Annotated in this window: 14 protein-coding genes; 8 read left to right on the plus strand and 6 right to left on the minus strand. The window is 71.0% G+C overall.

Annotated features, from left to right (window positions below):
- Positions 1–5 precede the first annotated feature (5 nt).
- Positions 6–494 carry a VOC family protein gene (locus ACIBEJ_RS01880; RefSeq protein ID WP_397180674.1) on the minus strand — a complete coding sequence of 163 codons (489 nt, stop codon included), beginning with the start codon at positions 492–494 and terminating at the stop codon, positions 6–8.
- A 139-nt stretch (positions 495–633) separates the two neighbouring features.
- Between ACIBEJ_RS01880 and ACIBEJ_RS01885 the strand changes: the two genes are divergently transcribed.
- Entirely contained in the window at positions 634–942 is a 309-nt protein-coding gene (locus ACIBEJ_RS01885) for a hypothetical protein (protein ID WP_397180675.1), read from the plus strand.
- Here ACIBEJ_RS01885 and ACIBEJ_RS01890 read toward each other — a convergent pair.
- The 4 genes from ACIBEJ_RS01890 to ACIBEJ_RS01905 are packed head-to-tail and all read right to left on the minus strand — an operon-like array spanning position 902 to position 5,447.
- Positions 902–1,462, minus strand: coding sequence for a TetR/AcrR family transcriptional regulator (locus ACIBEJ_RS01890; RefSeq protein ID WP_397180676.1), 561 nt, complete (start codon positions 1,460–1,462; stop codon positions 902–904). The genes ACIBEJ_RS01885 and ACIBEJ_RS01890 overlap by 41 nt on opposite strands.
- Positions 1,463–1,471: 9 nt before the next feature.
- Positions 1,472–4,435, minus strand: coding sequence for a pullulanase-type alpha-1,6-glucosidase (gene pulA / locus ACIBEJ_RS01895; RefSeq protein ID WP_397180677.1), 2,964 nt, complete (start codon positions 4,433–4,435; stop codon positions 1,472–1,474).
- Positions 4,375–5,196, minus strand: a complete 822-nt coding sequence (locus tag ACIBEJ_RS01900; protein WP_397180678.1) for a hypothetical protein — start codon at positions 5,194–5,196, stop codon at positions 4,375–4,377. Before ACIBEJ_RS01900 ends, pulA begins: the two co-directional genes overlap by 61 nt.
- Positions 5,193–5,447, minus strand: a complete 255-nt coding sequence (locus tag ACIBEJ_RS01905; RefSeq protein WP_397180679.1) for a hypothetical protein — start codon at positions 5,445–5,447, stop codon at positions 5,193–5,195. The genes ACIBEJ_RS01900 and ACIBEJ_RS01905 overlap by 4 nt, the downstream gene beginning before the upstream one ends.
- Before the next feature lie 217 nt (positions 5,448–5,664).
- Here ACIBEJ_RS01905 and ACIBEJ_RS01910 point away from each other — a divergent pair, with 217 nt between their 5' ends.
- The 6 genes from ACIBEJ_RS01910 (at position 5,665) to ACIBEJ_RS01935 (ending at position 10,787) form a co-directional block, all read left to right on the plus strand.
- Entirely contained in the window at positions 5,665–6,954 is a 1,290-nt protein-coding gene (locus ACIBEJ_RS01910; protein WP_397180680.1) for an extracellular solute-binding protein, read from the plus strand.
- 198 nt (positions 6,955–7,152) lie between these two features.
- Positions 7,153–8,016 carry a carbohydrate ABC transporter permease gene (locus ACIBEJ_RS01915; RefSeq protein ID WP_397180681.1) on the plus strand — a complete coding sequence of 288 codons (864 nt, stop codon included), beginning with the start codon at positions 7,153–7,155 and terminating at the stop codon, positions 8,014–8,016.
- On the plus strand, positions 8,013–8,861 hold the full coding sequence (locus ACIBEJ_RS01920) for a sugar ABC transporter permease (protein WP_397180682.1): 849 nt from the start codon (positions 8,013–8,015) through the stop codon (positions 8,859–8,861). Before ACIBEJ_RS01915 ends, ACIBEJ_RS01920 begins: the two co-directional genes overlap by 4 nt.
- A complete protein-coding gene (locus tag ACIBEJ_RS01925) occupies positions 8,858–9,877 on the plus strand; it encodes a LacI family DNA-binding transcriptional regulator (protein WP_397180683.1) in 1,020 nt (339 codons plus the stop codon). Before ACIBEJ_RS01920 ends, ACIBEJ_RS01925 begins: the two co-directional genes overlap by 4 nt.
- A 101-nt stretch (positions 9,878–9,978) precedes the next feature.
- Positions 9,979–10,317 (plus strand): ArsR/SmtB family transcription factor, encoded by a 339-nt coding sequence (locus ACIBEJ_RS01930; protein WP_397180684.1) that lies wholly within the window; start codon positions 9,979–9,981, stop codon positions 10,315–10,317.
- Positions 10,314–10,787 (plus strand): SRPBCC family protein, encoded by a 474-nt coding sequence (locus tag ACIBEJ_RS01935; protein ID WP_397180685.1) that lies wholly within the window; start codon positions 10,314–10,316, stop codon positions 10,785–10,787. Before ACIBEJ_RS01930 ends, ACIBEJ_RS01935 begins: the two co-directional genes overlap by 4 nt.
- A gap of 270 nt (positions 10,788–11,057) precedes the next feature.
- On the opposite strand, the gene ACIBEJ_RS01940 is transcribed toward ACIBEJ_RS01935, so the two are convergent.
- Positions 11,058–12,914, minus strand: a complete 1,857-nt coding sequence (locus tag ACIBEJ_RS01940) for a beta-N-acetylhexosaminidase (RefSeq protein WP_397180686.1) — start codon at positions 12,912–12,914, stop codon at positions 11,058–11,060.
- Positions 12,915–12,972: 58 nt separating this feature from the next.
- Here ACIBEJ_RS01940 and ACIBEJ_RS01945 point away from each other — a divergent pair, with 58 nt between their 5' ends.
- Positions 12,973–14,571, plus strand: a complete 1,599-nt coding sequence (locus tag ACIBEJ_RS01945) for an ROK family transcriptional regulator (RefSeq protein ID WP_397180687.1) — start codon at positions 12,973–12,975, stop codon at positions 14,569–14,571.
- The last annotated feature ends 12 nt before the right edge of the window (positions 14,572–14,583 follow it).

The following is a 14,583-nucleotide window of genomic DNA, read 5'->3' on the forward strand; positions in this document are numbered from 1 at the left end:
CCCGATCAGACCACGCCCTGGTCGAACGCCTTGCCGCCGGGGTAGGAGACGAGCTCGAACTGCATACCCCACGGGGAAAGGAAGTAGATCCAGCGCTGGCCCGCGCTGGGACCCCTGCTGGCGGTCGGGCCGCTGTGCACGGTCAGGCCGCGTTCCTTCAGGTAGGCGACGGCGGCGTCGATGTCGTCGACGTACAGGGCGACGTGGTGGCCGCCGACGTCGCTGTTGCGCGGCTGGCCGGCGTTCTGGCCGGGCGCCTCGTACTGGAAGACCTCGAAGACGGCCTGGCCGCCGCAGCGGTAGAAGTGCATCTCGCGCATGATCGCGCGGGGGTGCACGTTGAGGTGCTCGGCCATCCAGTCGTCGGCGTGCTCGTAGGGGCCGAGCTTGTACATGAACTCGCAGCCCAGGACATCCACCAGGAACGCCCTGGCCTGCTCGATGTCGGGGACGGTGAAGCCGATGTGGTCGAGCCTGGATAATCCGGGAAGCATCGTGCGCCCTTTCGTCGGGGGCGTCCACCCTAGCTGTGACGGGGCTCACGGCCGATCGCCCTGCCCGCCGCGGCCTCCCGTGTAGTAGACATGAGACGGCTAGATCTATTCGTCTCAGCGTCTCGGTTGAGGAGGGTCGATGGAGACCCGGCGAGAGGAACTCCAGGCCGCCCTGGCCAGAGCCAGGGCGAGCGGCGATCCGGCGGTTCCCGAGGACGTGCTGAGCGATCTGGCGCGGCGCTGGTACGCCGCGCTCGGCGCCCGCATGGACGCCCTGCTGGAGGACGGCGCCCCGCCCGACGCCGTACGGCGGGCCTACGAGGATCAGTCGCGGGCCGACCCCACCTGGCGCTGGGTGCTCGACGCCCACCGCGACCACCCAGCCGTGGCGCGGACCGAGGAGTGGTTCATGCGGGTGACGCTGGGCGGCCAATCGCTGCCCATATGAACCGGGCGATCTCCGCGCTGCCGCCCAGCGAGGTGGTCGGGTGGGCGATCAGGCTGAGGATCACCCGGGTGGTGAACTCGACGGCCTGCTCCGGCGTGACCCGCAGCAGGTGGGCGTGGGGACCGGCGGCCAGGAACGGCGTCATCCCCTGGGTCAGGAACGTGATGAACGCGGTGTGCCCCGGCCGCTCGATCAGCATCGTGAACAGCTCCTCGGGCTCCTCCATGAGCATGCGCTGCAGCACGTCGTGGCCGCCGGTGAACTCCAGCGCGAACTCCACCGAGCGCGCGATCTGCTCCTCGGGCGGCGCCGCGGAGGCGAAGATCTCCGCGATCTGCTCGATGAACCTGGCCCCCTCGTGGCGCACCACCAGCTCGCCCATCCGGTCCTTGGAGCCGAACGCGCGGTAGACGGTCGCCCGCGAGACCCCGGCTCTGGCGGCCACGTCGCTCAGGGAGGTCTTGCGGTAGCCGTAGGCGGCGACGCACTCCAGCGCCGCCTGAATGAGCCGGTCGTCCACAGGCGGATTCTAGGGGGCGCTCACGAAGACCGCGGCCGTCCTGCCGGGGACGGTGAGCGCGCCGATGGCCGGGTCGAAGACGGACCGCCCGGCCACCGGGTCGGCCTGGTCGGGGTGGAGCGTGGTCCTGCTCCCCTTCAGCGCCGCCACGGTGACGGTGCTGGGCGCGGGGGTGGCGTTGAAGACGACGGTGACCGCCGCCCAGCGCGGGTCGAGGCCGGTGCCGTCCAGGCGCATGGCGATCACGCCGGGTGGCGCGGGCGGGAAGGAGATCCGCTCGCGCGCCCGCTCGCCCAGCGCGAACAGCGGCGACGAGCCCCGGATGCGCAGGAACTCCCCGAACCGCTCGCGGGCGGCGGAGATGGCCGCGCAGTCCGGCCGCAGCCCGGGATCGGCCAGCAGCGGCCGCGCGTAGGGCCACCTGGCCTCGTTGTCCGCCTTCGGCGGCAGCCCCGCGCCGAAGCCGTTGCCCAGGGCGCAGTCCCAGTGCAGGCGGTTGAACCAGTCGCCGGAGTCGTAGGAGTTGCGGTCCAGCGACTTCGAGCGCAGCCGCTCGCTGCCCGCGTGCACGAACGCTATCCCCTGCCCCAGCAGCGCCGTGGCCAGCGAGAGCGTCTGCATCCGCACCCGCGCCGCCATGTCCGTGCCCTGCGGGAGCTTGTACGCGAGCGCGTCGTACAGCGTCTCGTTGTCATGCGCATCCACATATGTCACGACATCAGAGGGATCGGCGGCATATCCGGCTTTTTGCCCGTTGTAGGGCACGTCGGCGCCGGCACGGCCGTCGGGCAGCACGTAGTCGCGCAGGTTGCCCGTCAGGCCGAGCGTGACGAGGTCCTGATAGTGCGCCAGCCGGGCCGCCGCGTCCCCGTTGGCGGGGCCGCCGTTGAGGTCGCCGGCCAGCCCGGAGCCGAAGCCCTGCACGCGCGGGTCGGCGTCGAACGGCCCGCCGCCCCGCACCCCGTCGCGCTGCCGGTCGTTGAACGTGGCGATCCCGGTCCCGGCCAGGTTGGCCTGGGTGGCCTGCTCGAAGCGGGCGTCGTCGGCCACCTCGCCGAAGTTCCAGCCCTCGCCGTACAGCAGGATGTCCTTGCCGTCGACGCCGTCCTCGGCGGGCGTGAGGGCGTCCAGAGCTTTGCGCACGGCCAGGATGTTCGCCTTCGGGTGGTGTCCCATGAGGTCGAAGCGGAAGCCGTCGACCTTGTACGCGCGGGCCCAGGTGACCACCGAGTCGACCACGAGCCGGCCCATCATGGCGTGCTCGGGGGCGGTGTTCGGGCAGCACGTCGAGGTGGCCACGGTGCCGTCGGGCAGCAGCCGGTGGTAGTAGCCGGGCACGATCGGGTCCAGGACGTCCATGGAGTGGGTGTGGTTGTAGACGACGTCCATGACCACGCGCAGCCCCGCCCGGTTGAGCCCGGCCACCATCGCGCGGAACTCGCGGGTGCGCGCGTCGGGGTCGGTCGCGTACGAGCCCTCGGGCACCGTGTAGTGCAGCGGGTCGTAACCCCAGTTGAAACCGTCCTTGGCCGCCGTCCGCGCGACGCACTCCTGCTGCAGCGGCGAGTCGGGCGGCATCGCGGCCAGGTCGCAGGCGGGCTCGCTCCGGTCGGCGCGGCGTTCCGGCACGGTGGCCAGGTCGAAGACGGGCAGCAGGTGCACGTGGGTGAGTCCGTCGCGGGCCAGGTCGCGCAGCGCCCGCATGCCCGCGCCGTCGCCGGTGAACGCCAGGTAGGTGCCGCGCCGCTCCGGCGCGACGGTGGGGTCGGCGGCGGAGAAGTCGCGCACGTGCAGCTCGTAGATGGACTTGGCGGGGCTGGGCGGGGGTTTGGTTAGGTCGTTCCAGCCGGGCGGGCGCTGGGCGTCCAGGCCGGCGAGCCTGCTGCGCACGCCGTCGGCGGCCACCGCCAGGCCGTAGGGGTCGGTGACCTCGTTGGTGACGACGCCGCCGTGCGCGGGGGAGTAGACCGTGACGAGGTAGGTGTAGTCACGGCCGCGCCAGGCCCGGGGGACGCGCACGGACCACACGCCGGTCTTCTCGTCGCGCCGCATGGCGTGTTCGGTGTACGCCGGGGAGTCGTCGTACAGCGCCAGCCGTACCCGCTGGGCGGTCGGAGCCCAGAGCGCGAGGCGGTCGCCGGTGTAGCCGAGGGGCTCGCCGGTGGCGTACAGGTCGTCGAGCACGCCCGGCAACTGCACGCCGGTGGCGCTCAGCAGCCGGCCGCCGGCGTCGCGTTCGACCGCCGCCACCTGGCCGCGCAGCGCCTGCGGCACCAGGCGGGCGTCGCGCGGGTCCACCTTGAAGGCGGGCAGCGCCTTGAGGTGCGGCCACTTCGCCCGCTGCGCGGCGGTGAGCGCGCCGGGCAGCAGCCGCAGGAGCCGTTTGCCACCGTCGGTCGTGGACTCCAGCGCCTTGACGGCGCCCTCGCCAGCCTGCCAGACGACGGTGTCGCGGGCGATCCAGTGGGCGCGCAGCCGCTTCAGGTCCACGTCGGCGCCGCCCGCCGGTCGCGGCAGCACGTACCCGTCCACGCCGGACAGCTTCCACGCCTCGCCCACGTCCAGCCGCTGGTCGGCGGGCTGGTCCTTCTCCTCACCCTTGTGCACAACGTAGCTCAGTCCCTTCGCGCCTTCGGCCAGCGGCACCCTCCAGTACACACCGAACGCGTCGCGGCCCGTGGGAGGCAGCGGGGTGTTCCCCTCCGTCGGTACGGCCGCGCCGCCCCACACGTGCAGGCCCCAGCCTTGGTGGTCCTGGCGCTGGTAGTGGACGACCAGCCAGTCGCGGGTGACGGGCTCGCCGGGCTTCGGGTCCGGGCCCTTTCGTGCCTGGGCGACGGCGGCGGCGTGCCGTCCCGCGCAGTCCTTGACGACCGCCTTGTAGAGGATCGGGGTTCCGGCCGCGATACCCCTCAGGTCATGAAATATCCGGTACGTACGGCCGGTGCCCGGGGCATCGTCGGTCCCCAGCACCCGCCACGGTCCTTCACCGGCTTGGCGGCGAAGGTGACCTGGTCGAAGCCGTCGCCCGGGACATGGGCCCGGATCTCGACCCGCTCGTCCTCGGGGGTGCCGCGGATCTCCTCGCCGGGCAGAGTGAGCGAGATCCTCGGTCCCTCGGCCGGGGCGCTCAGCTTGGCTCCTGCCCGGAAGACGACCGCGGACATCGGGGGCACGGTCACGCGCAGCGCGGCATCGGGGACCGAGGTCAGCGTGACCGGTTGGCCGGCGGCCGTCGCTCCCGGGGCGGGGCCGTAGAGCTGGTGGAAGGGGGCGGAGGGGGAGTAGGTCGGGACGCGCGCGCTCGCGGGCGCCGTGGCGTTGTTGACCGCGACCACGTACTCCACCCGCTGCCGGGCGTCGATGCGGGAGAAGGCGTAGAGGCCCGCCTGGGCCAGGCGTTCGATCTGGGCGCCGTCGGCCAGCGTGGGATGGCGCTCGCGCAGGGCGGCCAGGGCGGCGATGTGGCGGTACAGGGGGTGGGACGGGTCGTGGTTGTCCCTGGCGTGGGTGGCGTCGGTGCCGATCAGGTCGTCGTCGAGGTGGTGGTCGTCGGCGGCGTACAGGGCGGAGAGCCTCGCCGCGCCGCCCCTGCCGCCCGCGTAGGCGCGGGCGGCGTCCTGGAAGGGGAAGTCGAGGGTGGCGTCCATGCCGCCGCGGGTGGAGTAACGGCTGGTGAAGGCGGGGTCGGCGCTGAACACCTCGCCGAACACGAAGAACCTGCCCCGGTTCACCGCAGGGGAGAAACGTTCGGGTCGCCGTTGGCGAAGCGGTCGGTCATGGCGAAGTAGAAACGCTCGCGAGACAGCTCGTCGCGGGCGGCGTCCCTGGCCAGGGACTCGTCCCCCGGCTGTGCCCGGTCGCTCAGCGGGGTGGTCACGGGGGCGTCGGCGGGCTCCGCCGTACCCCTGCCCTGTGGTACGCCGACGAGCGCGGCGGCCAGGACCAGGGCGGTGAGCGTGCGTAAGGCGGGGCGGGAGCTCACGGGGGCACTCCAGGCGAAATGGAGGACGTTGCCCGGAACGTATGTGCTTGCGGCGGCCCCTGCAATGCCTTGCAGGGGATTGCTGCAAAAAGGTTGATGATCAGGGGTCCAGATGTAACAAGTTTGCAGACCTTGCAGAAAGTTCTTCTGGATTTGGTCATGTGGGCGTAACGTCCCGGTTGCTTGACCCGGTTCCGAGTACCTGAGGAGATGGACCATGCGGCGAGCCTTTCCGGCGGCGGCGGTCGTGGCAGCCCTTGTGTTGGCGGTTTCCGCGTGCGGCGGTGGTGAGAGCGCGGCTCCCGCCCCGGCGCAGTCGGCCGCCGACCCGTCGAAGATCAGCGGCGAGATCATCTGGTGGGACACGACCAGGCCCGACAGCGAGGGGCCCGTCTTCCAGGAGCTGATCAAGGAGTTCGAGGCCAAGTACCCGGCCATCAAGGTCAAGTACGTCAACGTGCCCTTCGACCAGGCGCAGAACCAGTTCCAGACCGCCGCCCAGGCGGGCACGGGCGCGCCGGACGTGATCCGCGCCGAGGTGGCGTGGACGTCGCAGTTCGCGTCGCTGGGCTACCTGCAGCCGCTCGACGGATCGCGGGCGATCGACAACGAGGCGGACTTCCTTCCCGGGCCACTCAGCAGCACGAAATATCAGGACAAGACGTACGCGGTGCCGCAGGTCACCGACACCCTCGCCCTGCTCTACAACAAGAAGCTCCTGGAGAAGGCGGGCCACAGCGAGCCGCCCAAGAACGTCACCGAGCTCAAGCAGACCGCCCTCGACGTCAAGTCCAAGGCCGGGGTCACCGGCCTGGCGCTCAACGTCGACGCCTACTTCCTGCTCCCCTTCATGTACGGCGAGGGCGGCGACACCCTCGACGTGGCCGCCAAGAAGATCGTGGTGAACTCCCCGGCCAACGTGAAGGCCATGCAGACCCTCTCCGACCTGGTCACCTCGGGGGCCGCCGCGAAGCCCGCCGTACAGGACAGCTACGTCAACGCGATGACCGCCTTCAAGGACGGCAAGGCCGCGATGATCTACAACGGCCCGTGGGCGCTGTCGGAGATCTACCAGGGCGCGGAGTTCAAGGACAAGGCGAACCTGGGCATCGCGCCGGTCCCGGCGGGCAGCGTCAAGGCCGGCGCCCCGACCGGTGGCCACAACCTGGCCATCTACGCCGGTTCCAAGAACATCCCGGCCAGCTACGAGTTCGTCAGGTTCATGACCTCGAAGGAGAGCCTGGCCAAGATGTCCGGGAAGCTCGGGCTGCTGCCGCCGCGTACCTCGGCCTTCACCGACCCGGCGGTCACCGCCAACAAGGACGTCACCGTCTTCAAGCCGGTGCTCGACTCGGCCGTGCCGCGGCCGTGGATCCCTGAGGGCGGCCAGTTGTTCCAGCCGCTGCTGGAGGGCTACCAGGCTCTCGTCGGTGGCAAGGAGACGCCCGAGCAGATGATGAAGACGGTCGACCAGAAGTACCGGGGCATCTTCAAGGACTGGAGCTGAGCCCCCGTGCCGGACTCGGGCACAAATAAGCCCGTGCCGGACTCGGGCACAAAGCAGCCCGTGCCGGACTCGGGTGTCGGTCAGCCTCTCGCTGAGCCCGTGTCGGCTGGGCGCGGGTGGGCTCGGGCCGCGGGGCATGCCCGTGGCCCGCGCCGGGCCTGGCAGCGTCACTGGTACGCCTGGGCGATGGTGGCTCCCGTGCTCGTCGTCATGGCGGTGCTCATCGGCTGGCCGCTGGCCCGCGGCGTCTACCTGTCGCTCACCGACGCCACCGAGGCCAACGTCGGCCGGACGATCGGGGTCAACGTCATCCCGTCCCGCTACGAGTTCGTGGGGCTGGACAACTACCTGGACATCCTCGGCAGCGGACTGTTCTGGGCCAAGCTCGGCTGGACGGTCACCTGGACCGTGGCCTGCGTGGCCCTGCACTACGGGCTCGGGCTGGGCCTGGCCGTACTGCTGCACCGCAAGCTGCGCTTTCGCTCGGTCTACCGGGTGCTGCTGATCCTGCCGTGGGCGATCCCCGCGTTCGTGGCCGCCTTCATCTGGCGCTACCTCTACAACAGCGATTACGGCGTCATCAACGCCATGCTGGAGGCGGCCGGGCTCGGCCCGGTGGGCTGGCTGAACGACCCGTTCACCGCCAGGATCGCGGTGATCGCGGTCAACGTGTGGCTCGGCGTGCCGTTCATGATGGTCGCCATGCTCGGCGGGCTGCAGTCGATCCCCAGGGAGCTGTACGAGGCGGCCGAGGTGGACGGCGCCTCGCCGTGGCAGCGTTTCACCAACATCACGCTGCCGTCGCTGCGGGCCGTCTCCAGCACGGTGATCCTGCTCGGCACGATCTGGACGTTCAACATGTTCCCCGTCATCTTCCTCGTGACCGGCGGCGGACCGGGCAGTGAGACGGAGATCCTGGTGACCTACGCCTTCCGCGAGGCCTTCACCGGCGTCAGGAACTACTCCGGCTCGGCCACCTGGGGCGTCATCATCCTGCTGCTGCTCGTGCTCATGGCCTTCGGGTACCGCCGGGCACTGCGCAAGACCGGGGAGGTGTGGTGAAAAAGCAGCTCAAGAGAGGCGAGAGAGGCCCGCTGGCGTCGATCGCGCTGCACGCGACGCTGATCGTCGCCTCGCTGATCTCCATCTTCCCCGTCGTGTGGCTCGTCCTGACCTCGCTCAAACCGCGCGACGGCTGGCTGTCGACCGAGCTGGAGCTGTTCAACAGCCCCTCGCTCGGCAACTACGGCCGCGTGCTGTCGGAGACGGCGTTCCCGACGTGGCTGCTCAACTCGGTGCTGGTCGCCGGGCTGACCATGCTGCTCGGCGTGTTCCTGGCCGCGACCACCGGCTACGCGATCAGCCGCTTCCGCTTCCCCGGCTACCGGGGCGTCATGTGGCTGCTGCTGATCACGCAGATGTTCCCGGTGGCGATCCTCATCGTGCCCCTGTACAACCTGATGGCCTCGCTGAAGCTGCTCAACCAGCTTCCCGGCCTGGTCATCGCGTACATGACGGTGGCGGTGCCGTTCTGCGCCTGGATGATGAAGAGCTACTTCGACACCGTCCCGCAGGAGATCGACCAGGCCGGGATGGTCGACGGGCTCAGCCCGTTCGGCGCGTTCTGGCGGGTGGTGCTGCCTTTGGCCCGTCCCGGCCTGGCCGTCACCGCTTTCTACTGCTTCATGACCGCCTGGGGCGAGGTCGCCTACGCGACCGTGTTCATGTCGCAGGAGGAGAAACGCACGCTCGGCGTCGGTCTGCAGCAGTTCGTCGGGCAGCACTGGTCGGACTGGGGGCTGCTGACCGCGGCCGCCGCGCTCATCGCGATCCCGGCCGCGGCGGTGTTCCTGCTGGTCCAGCGCCACCTGGTGACCGGGCTGACCGCGGGCGCCACGAAGCTGTGAGGCTCGCCGACATCGCCGCCCAGGCCGAGGTGAGCGAGGCCACGGTGAGCAGGGTCCTCAACGGCCGGCCGGGCGTCTCGCCCGCGACCCGGCAGGCCGTCCTCGCCGCGCTCGACGTGCTGGGGTACGAGCGTTCGCCCCGCCTGCGCCGCAACAGCGCCGGACTGGTCGGCCTCGTGACGCCGGAACTCGAGAACCCGATCTTCCCGGCCTTCGCCCAGGCGTTCGAGCGCGCCCTGGTCCAGCACGGCTACACGCCGGTGCTGTGCACCCAGACGCCCGGCGGGGCGGCCGAGGACGAGTTCACCGAACTGCTGGTGGAGCGCGGGGTGAGCGGCATCGTGTTCCTGTCGGGCCTGCACGCCGACACCGCCGCCCGCTCCGACCGCTACGTGCAGCTCATCGGGCAGGGGGTGCCGATCGTGCTGCTGAACGGCTATGCGGCCGACGTCCCCGCGCCCTTCATCTCCCCCGACGACCGGCTGGCGGCGCGGCTGGCCGTACAGCATCTCGTGGACCTCGGGCACGAGCGCATCGGGCTCGCGCTGGGGCCGCGGCGGTTCGTGCCGGTCATCCGGAAGATCGAGGGCTACCGGCGGGCGATGGCGCAGTTGCTGGGGGCGACCGACGTGGACGCTCTCATCGCCCACTCGCTGTTCTCCGTCGAAGGCGGCCAGGCTGCCGCCGCCCAGCTCCTTGACCGGGACTGCACGGGGATCGTGTGCGCCAGCGACCTGATGGCGCTCGGGGCGATCCGCGCCTGCCGGGAGCGGGGGTTGTCGGTGCCCGGCGACATCTCGGTGGTGGGGTACGACGACTCGCCGCTGATCGCCTTCACCGATCCGCCGCTCACCACGGTTCGGCAGCCGATTCGGGCGATGGTGGCGGCGGCGGTGCAGACGCTGATGGAGGCGTTCGGCGGGGCGCCGCCTCGGCATTCGGAGCTGATCTTCCAGCCGGAACTGATCGTGCGCGGCTCGACCGGCTCGGGTCCGCAGGTGGTCAGGTCGGCTTGAGGGTGGCCTGCGGTTGGGCTGAGTTCGTTGGTGTTGGTCCGCAGGTGGGGCAGGTGCCGCTTGACAGCAAGGGTGGCGGGCCGGTATAGAACCGTTTAGTTATGGAACTGGACAGTTATCAACGCCTTGACGCCACCTTCGCCGCGCTGGCCGACCCGACCCGGCGGGCCATCCTGGCCAGGCTGCGCGCGGGTGAGGCGAGCGTGCGCGAGCTGGCGGAGCCGTTCGCGATGAGCCAGCCCGCGATCTCCAAGCACCTGAAGGTCCTGGAACGAGCCGGGCTCATCTCCCGCGGCCGTGATGCCCAGCGGCGTCCCTGCCGGTTGGAGGCCCAGCCGCTCAAGGAGGCCACCGACTGGCTGGAGAACTACCGCGACTTCTGGCACGAGAGCTACCAACGGCTGGACGACCTGCTGGACGAGCTGAAGGAGCGGCCATGACGCTCACCGTGGAGGCGCTCGGGGAGACCGAGATCATCATGATCCGGCCGTTCGACGCACCGCGACGGCTGCTGTGGGCGGCGCTGACCGACCCGGAACTGGTGCCGCGGTGGCTGGGGGCGCAGGGGTGGCAGATCGTGCGGTGCGAGATCGACCTGCGGGTGGGCGGCGCGTGGCGGTTCGTGTCGGCCGGGCCGGGCGGGGCGGAGATGGCGCACGGCGGCATCTACCGGGAGATCGTGCCTGAGTCGCGGCTGGTGTTCACGGAGTCCTATGACGACCAGTGGGTGGAGGGCGAGTCGCTCGCCACCCAGACCCTGGACGAACACGCCGGCCGCACGACGCTGACGACGACGATCACATACTCGTCCCGGGAAGTGCGTGACGTGGCGCTCCGGTCCCCGATGGAACGGGGGGCGGGAGAGGGGTACCGGCGCCTGGACAAGGTCCTGGCCGACCTGACCCCCTAACCCGTCCGGCCTGTCCCCTTGGTCTGTCTCCGTGGCCTGTCCGCTTCCATGTCAGCTTGGCCGACCCACTTGCCTTACCACCTGGCCGGTCCGCCTGCCTGTCCACCTAACTGGCTCACTTGCCTGTCCACTTGGCCGGCCGGCGGGGCGGGCGTAACGGTGGCCGGCCACGCGCGGCTTGCCTGCCGTTTTCCTGGAAGGCCCCCAGCCCTGTGCGGCGGGCGGGGGCCAGGTGGCTGGGCCGTAACTTCTAGGGCTGGTTTTTGATCGTCACGAGGAGCGATCGATCGCCGAGACGTGCACCTCGACGGGGGGAAGTTGGTCGCGCCAGGCGTGCCAGTCCTGGCGGGTGCGGTGGGGGTCGTTGGTTTCGCGGGTGCGGCGGCCGGTGCCGCCGGTCTGCCACGGGTGGGGGCCGTCGAGGGGGCGGTACTCGCAGCCCGCGGCCTCCAGCCGGGCCAGGTGCGCCTCGCTCAACCGGCGGGTCAGGTCGGCGAAGTCGGCGGGACGGCCGGACCAGGCCGCCTCCGCGATCGCGCACGCCCTCGGGAAGGTCATGTAGTCGAGGTGGCGGTCGTCCGGGATGTACTCGCGCCACACCTGGAACTGCCCGCCCAGCACCCGCCCCCGCTCCTCCTCCGACCAGGCGGCGGGCAGGACCTCGAACGTGGCCGCGTCCTCCAGCGTGATCGGGCCGCCGATCGACAGCGGCTCGGTGGGCAGGGTCGACTGGTCGTAGTCGAAGTAGGTGGGGTACGTGGGCGCGCGGACCACCTCATACCCGGCCGCCGCGGCCTGGCGGGCGATCGCGTCGCCGCGCCAGCACATCACGATCGAGTCCTCGCGCACGCCGCCGGTCTGGAAGCCCTCGTCCCAGACGATCATGCGCTTGCCGCGGGCGGCGAGGTGGTCGGCGATCTGGCGCAGGAACCAGCCGTGCATGTCGCTCGCCCTGGTCACGCCGAGCGCGGCCATGTGCGCGGACACCTCGGGGTCGAGCGGCCAGTCCTCGGTCGGGCACTCGTCGCCGCCGAGGTGCACATACGGGGTGTCGATGGCCTCAAGCACCTCGTCCACCAGCTCGCACACCAGCTTGACGGCCGCGGGGATCGGCTTGAGCACGCCCGCGGAGACGCCCCAGCCGCCGAGCACCTCGCGGCTGCCGGTGCCGAGTTCGGGGAAGGCGGCCAGCAGGGCGGAGGCGTGGCCGGGCAGGTCGAGTTCCGGGACGACGGTGATGCCGCGCTCGGCGGCGTAGGCGGAGATCTCGGCGAGGTCGTCGAGGGTGTAGTAGCCGCCGTGGGGGGTGCCGTCGTAGTCGTTGGAGTAGCGCCGGTGGCCGATGAGCGTGTCGGGCCGGTGCGTGGACCTGCGGTTGATCGCCGGGTGCCGCAGACTCTCGACCCGCCAGCCCTGGTCGTCGGTGAGGTGGAGGTGGAGGCGGTTCATGCGGTGCATGGCGAGGAGGTCGACGTACTTGAGCACCATCCCCTTGGTCAGGAAATGTCGCGACACGTCCAGCATGCCGCCGCGCCAGCCGACCGCGGGCGCGTCCTCGATCTCGCCGCACGGCACCTCCCACCGCGCCTGCCGCGCCGCCGCCCGCCACGCGTCCGCGCTCAGCAACTGCTTCAGTGCCTGTACGGCATGCCGTACGCCGGCCAGGTCCGTCGCGGTGATCGCGATGCCGTCACCGGAGACGCGCAGCCGATAACCCTCGGCCGGCCCGCCGTCCTCGACCCGCACCGACAGCCCGCCCTGGCGTGACGCGTCGTCCGGCGAGGAGGCGGTCTGCGGAGATGAGCCGTGGGAGGCGTTCTGGGGTGAAGAGCCCTGGGAGGCGTTCTGTTGCGATGAGCCGTGGGACGCGGTTTGCGGCGCGGAGGCATGGGGCGCGTTCTGTGGCGCTGTGCCGTGGGGTGTGCTGCCGGATGCCGGGCCGTGCGGGGAGCTGTCCGGCGATGAGCCCGGCGCGAGGGGCAGGTTGAGTGAGTGAAGGAGCCGCCGTACCAGGTGGGCGACCCCGGGATCCGCGTGCAGGAGCGTACTCGCGTCGAGCGTGAACGAGCCGGGCTGGGCCGTGGCATGCCGGGGAGCAGGGACGAGGAGTGCGTATCGATCGCTCATGTCTGCAAATTAACAGGATGGTATCCAGAAAGAAAGACCATGTGGTACATCTTGGCCCATGCCGCGCACCGCCTCACCCCACACCGCCCGCCTCATCAACGACCGGGCGGCCTTCGACCTGCTGCTGGAACACGGCAGCCTGTCCAGGGCGGAGTTGCAGCAACGCACCGGGCTCTCCCGCGCCACCATCGGCGACCTCGTGGACCGTCTCGAAGCCGCCGACCTCATCACCCCGGTCGGCGAGTCCCCGGCCCGGCGCCGCGGCCCGAACGCCGTCCTCTACGGCGTCGTCGCCGCCCACGCGCACGTGGCGGGGGTGGAGGTGCGGGCAGGAGAGGTACTGGCCTCGGTCAACGACCTGACAGGCAGCCAGGTAGGTTCCGCCCGGCGTCCTCTGGACCCGGCCGCCGAACCCGACCAGCTCGTCTTCGACACCATCACCGCAGCTCTCCAGGACGCCCAGCTCTCGCTCGACCGCCTGGACGGCGTGGTCGTCGGCACCCCCGGCCTCATCGACCCCGAGACCGGCGACGTCTCCTTCGTCGGCGCCCTGCCCACCTGGCACGCCAACCTGCTGCCCGGCCTGCGCGCCCGCCTGGGCGGCCTGCCCGTCCTGGTCGAGAACGAGGTCAACCTCATCGGCCTGGCCGAGCACCGTCTGGGCGCCGCCCGGGGCGAGCACACCTTCGCCCTCCTCTCCCTGGGGACCGGCGTGGGCATGGCCGTGATCCTGAACGGCCGCCTGCATCGCGGGCGATCGGGCGGCGCCGGCGAGATCGCCTACCTGCCCCTGGGCCTGACCGGTGGCACCTTCCCCGACCTCATGACCGGCCCAGCCCTCCACTCCCTGCCCCAAACCCAAAACCCGACCCCACCCACCCCCCTCCCGCCCTCACCCGCACCGCTCGCAACCTCGCCCACGCCCTCGGTCACAACCTCTGCCACCCCTGCCCCCAAGGGCACTGGCCAGGCAGGCGACCTGTCAGGCGGCTTGGCCGGCCAGGGCGCTGACCTGTCAGGTGGCCAGGCCGGTGCTGGGCCGGATGGCGCGGACACGCCTGGTCGTCAGGCTGGGGGCGGCGCGGACATGCCTGGTCGTCAGGGCGGGGGTGACCAGGGCGGCATGGGCGGCGACGACGTGTCAGGTGGCTTGGCAGGTCGGGTGGCCGACTTGTCAGGTGGTCAGGCAGGCGGTGACGAGGCTGGCCGGGGAGGTGGCGGTCAGGCTGGTCTGGGAGGCGGCGACGAGACCGGGCGGGGAGGTGGCGGTCAGGCTGGGCAGGCAGGTGGGGAGCGGGTTGGGTGGTTGGGTGGTGTTGCCGGTGGGGGACTGGTCGTGGGGCGGATGGGGGTGGAGGAGCTGGGTGCGCTGGTCAGGCGGGCGTCGCCGGTGTTTCTGGACGCGCTGGCTGATCGGATCGTGTTCGCGGCGCGGGCCGTCTGTGCGGTGCTTGATCCTGGGGTCCTCATTCTCGCCGGGGTCATCGGCAGGGCGGGAGGGGAGGCGCTGGCCGTCAGGGTGGAGGAACGGCTGGCGAGGTCGATCCCGTTGCCCACGCGGGTGATGCCGGGGACCGTGGAGGGCGATCCGGTGCTGCGTGGCGCGGTGGTGGTGGCCTTGGAACGGCTGTATGCCCAACTGTTCGACCAGCAATAATGCGAGATAGCC

The sequence above is a fragment of the Nonomuraea sp. NPDC050790 genome (genome assembly GCF_044456745.1).
Classification (GTDB): Bacteria; Actinomycetota; Actinomycetes; order Streptosporangiales; family Streptosporangiaceae; genus Nonomuraea.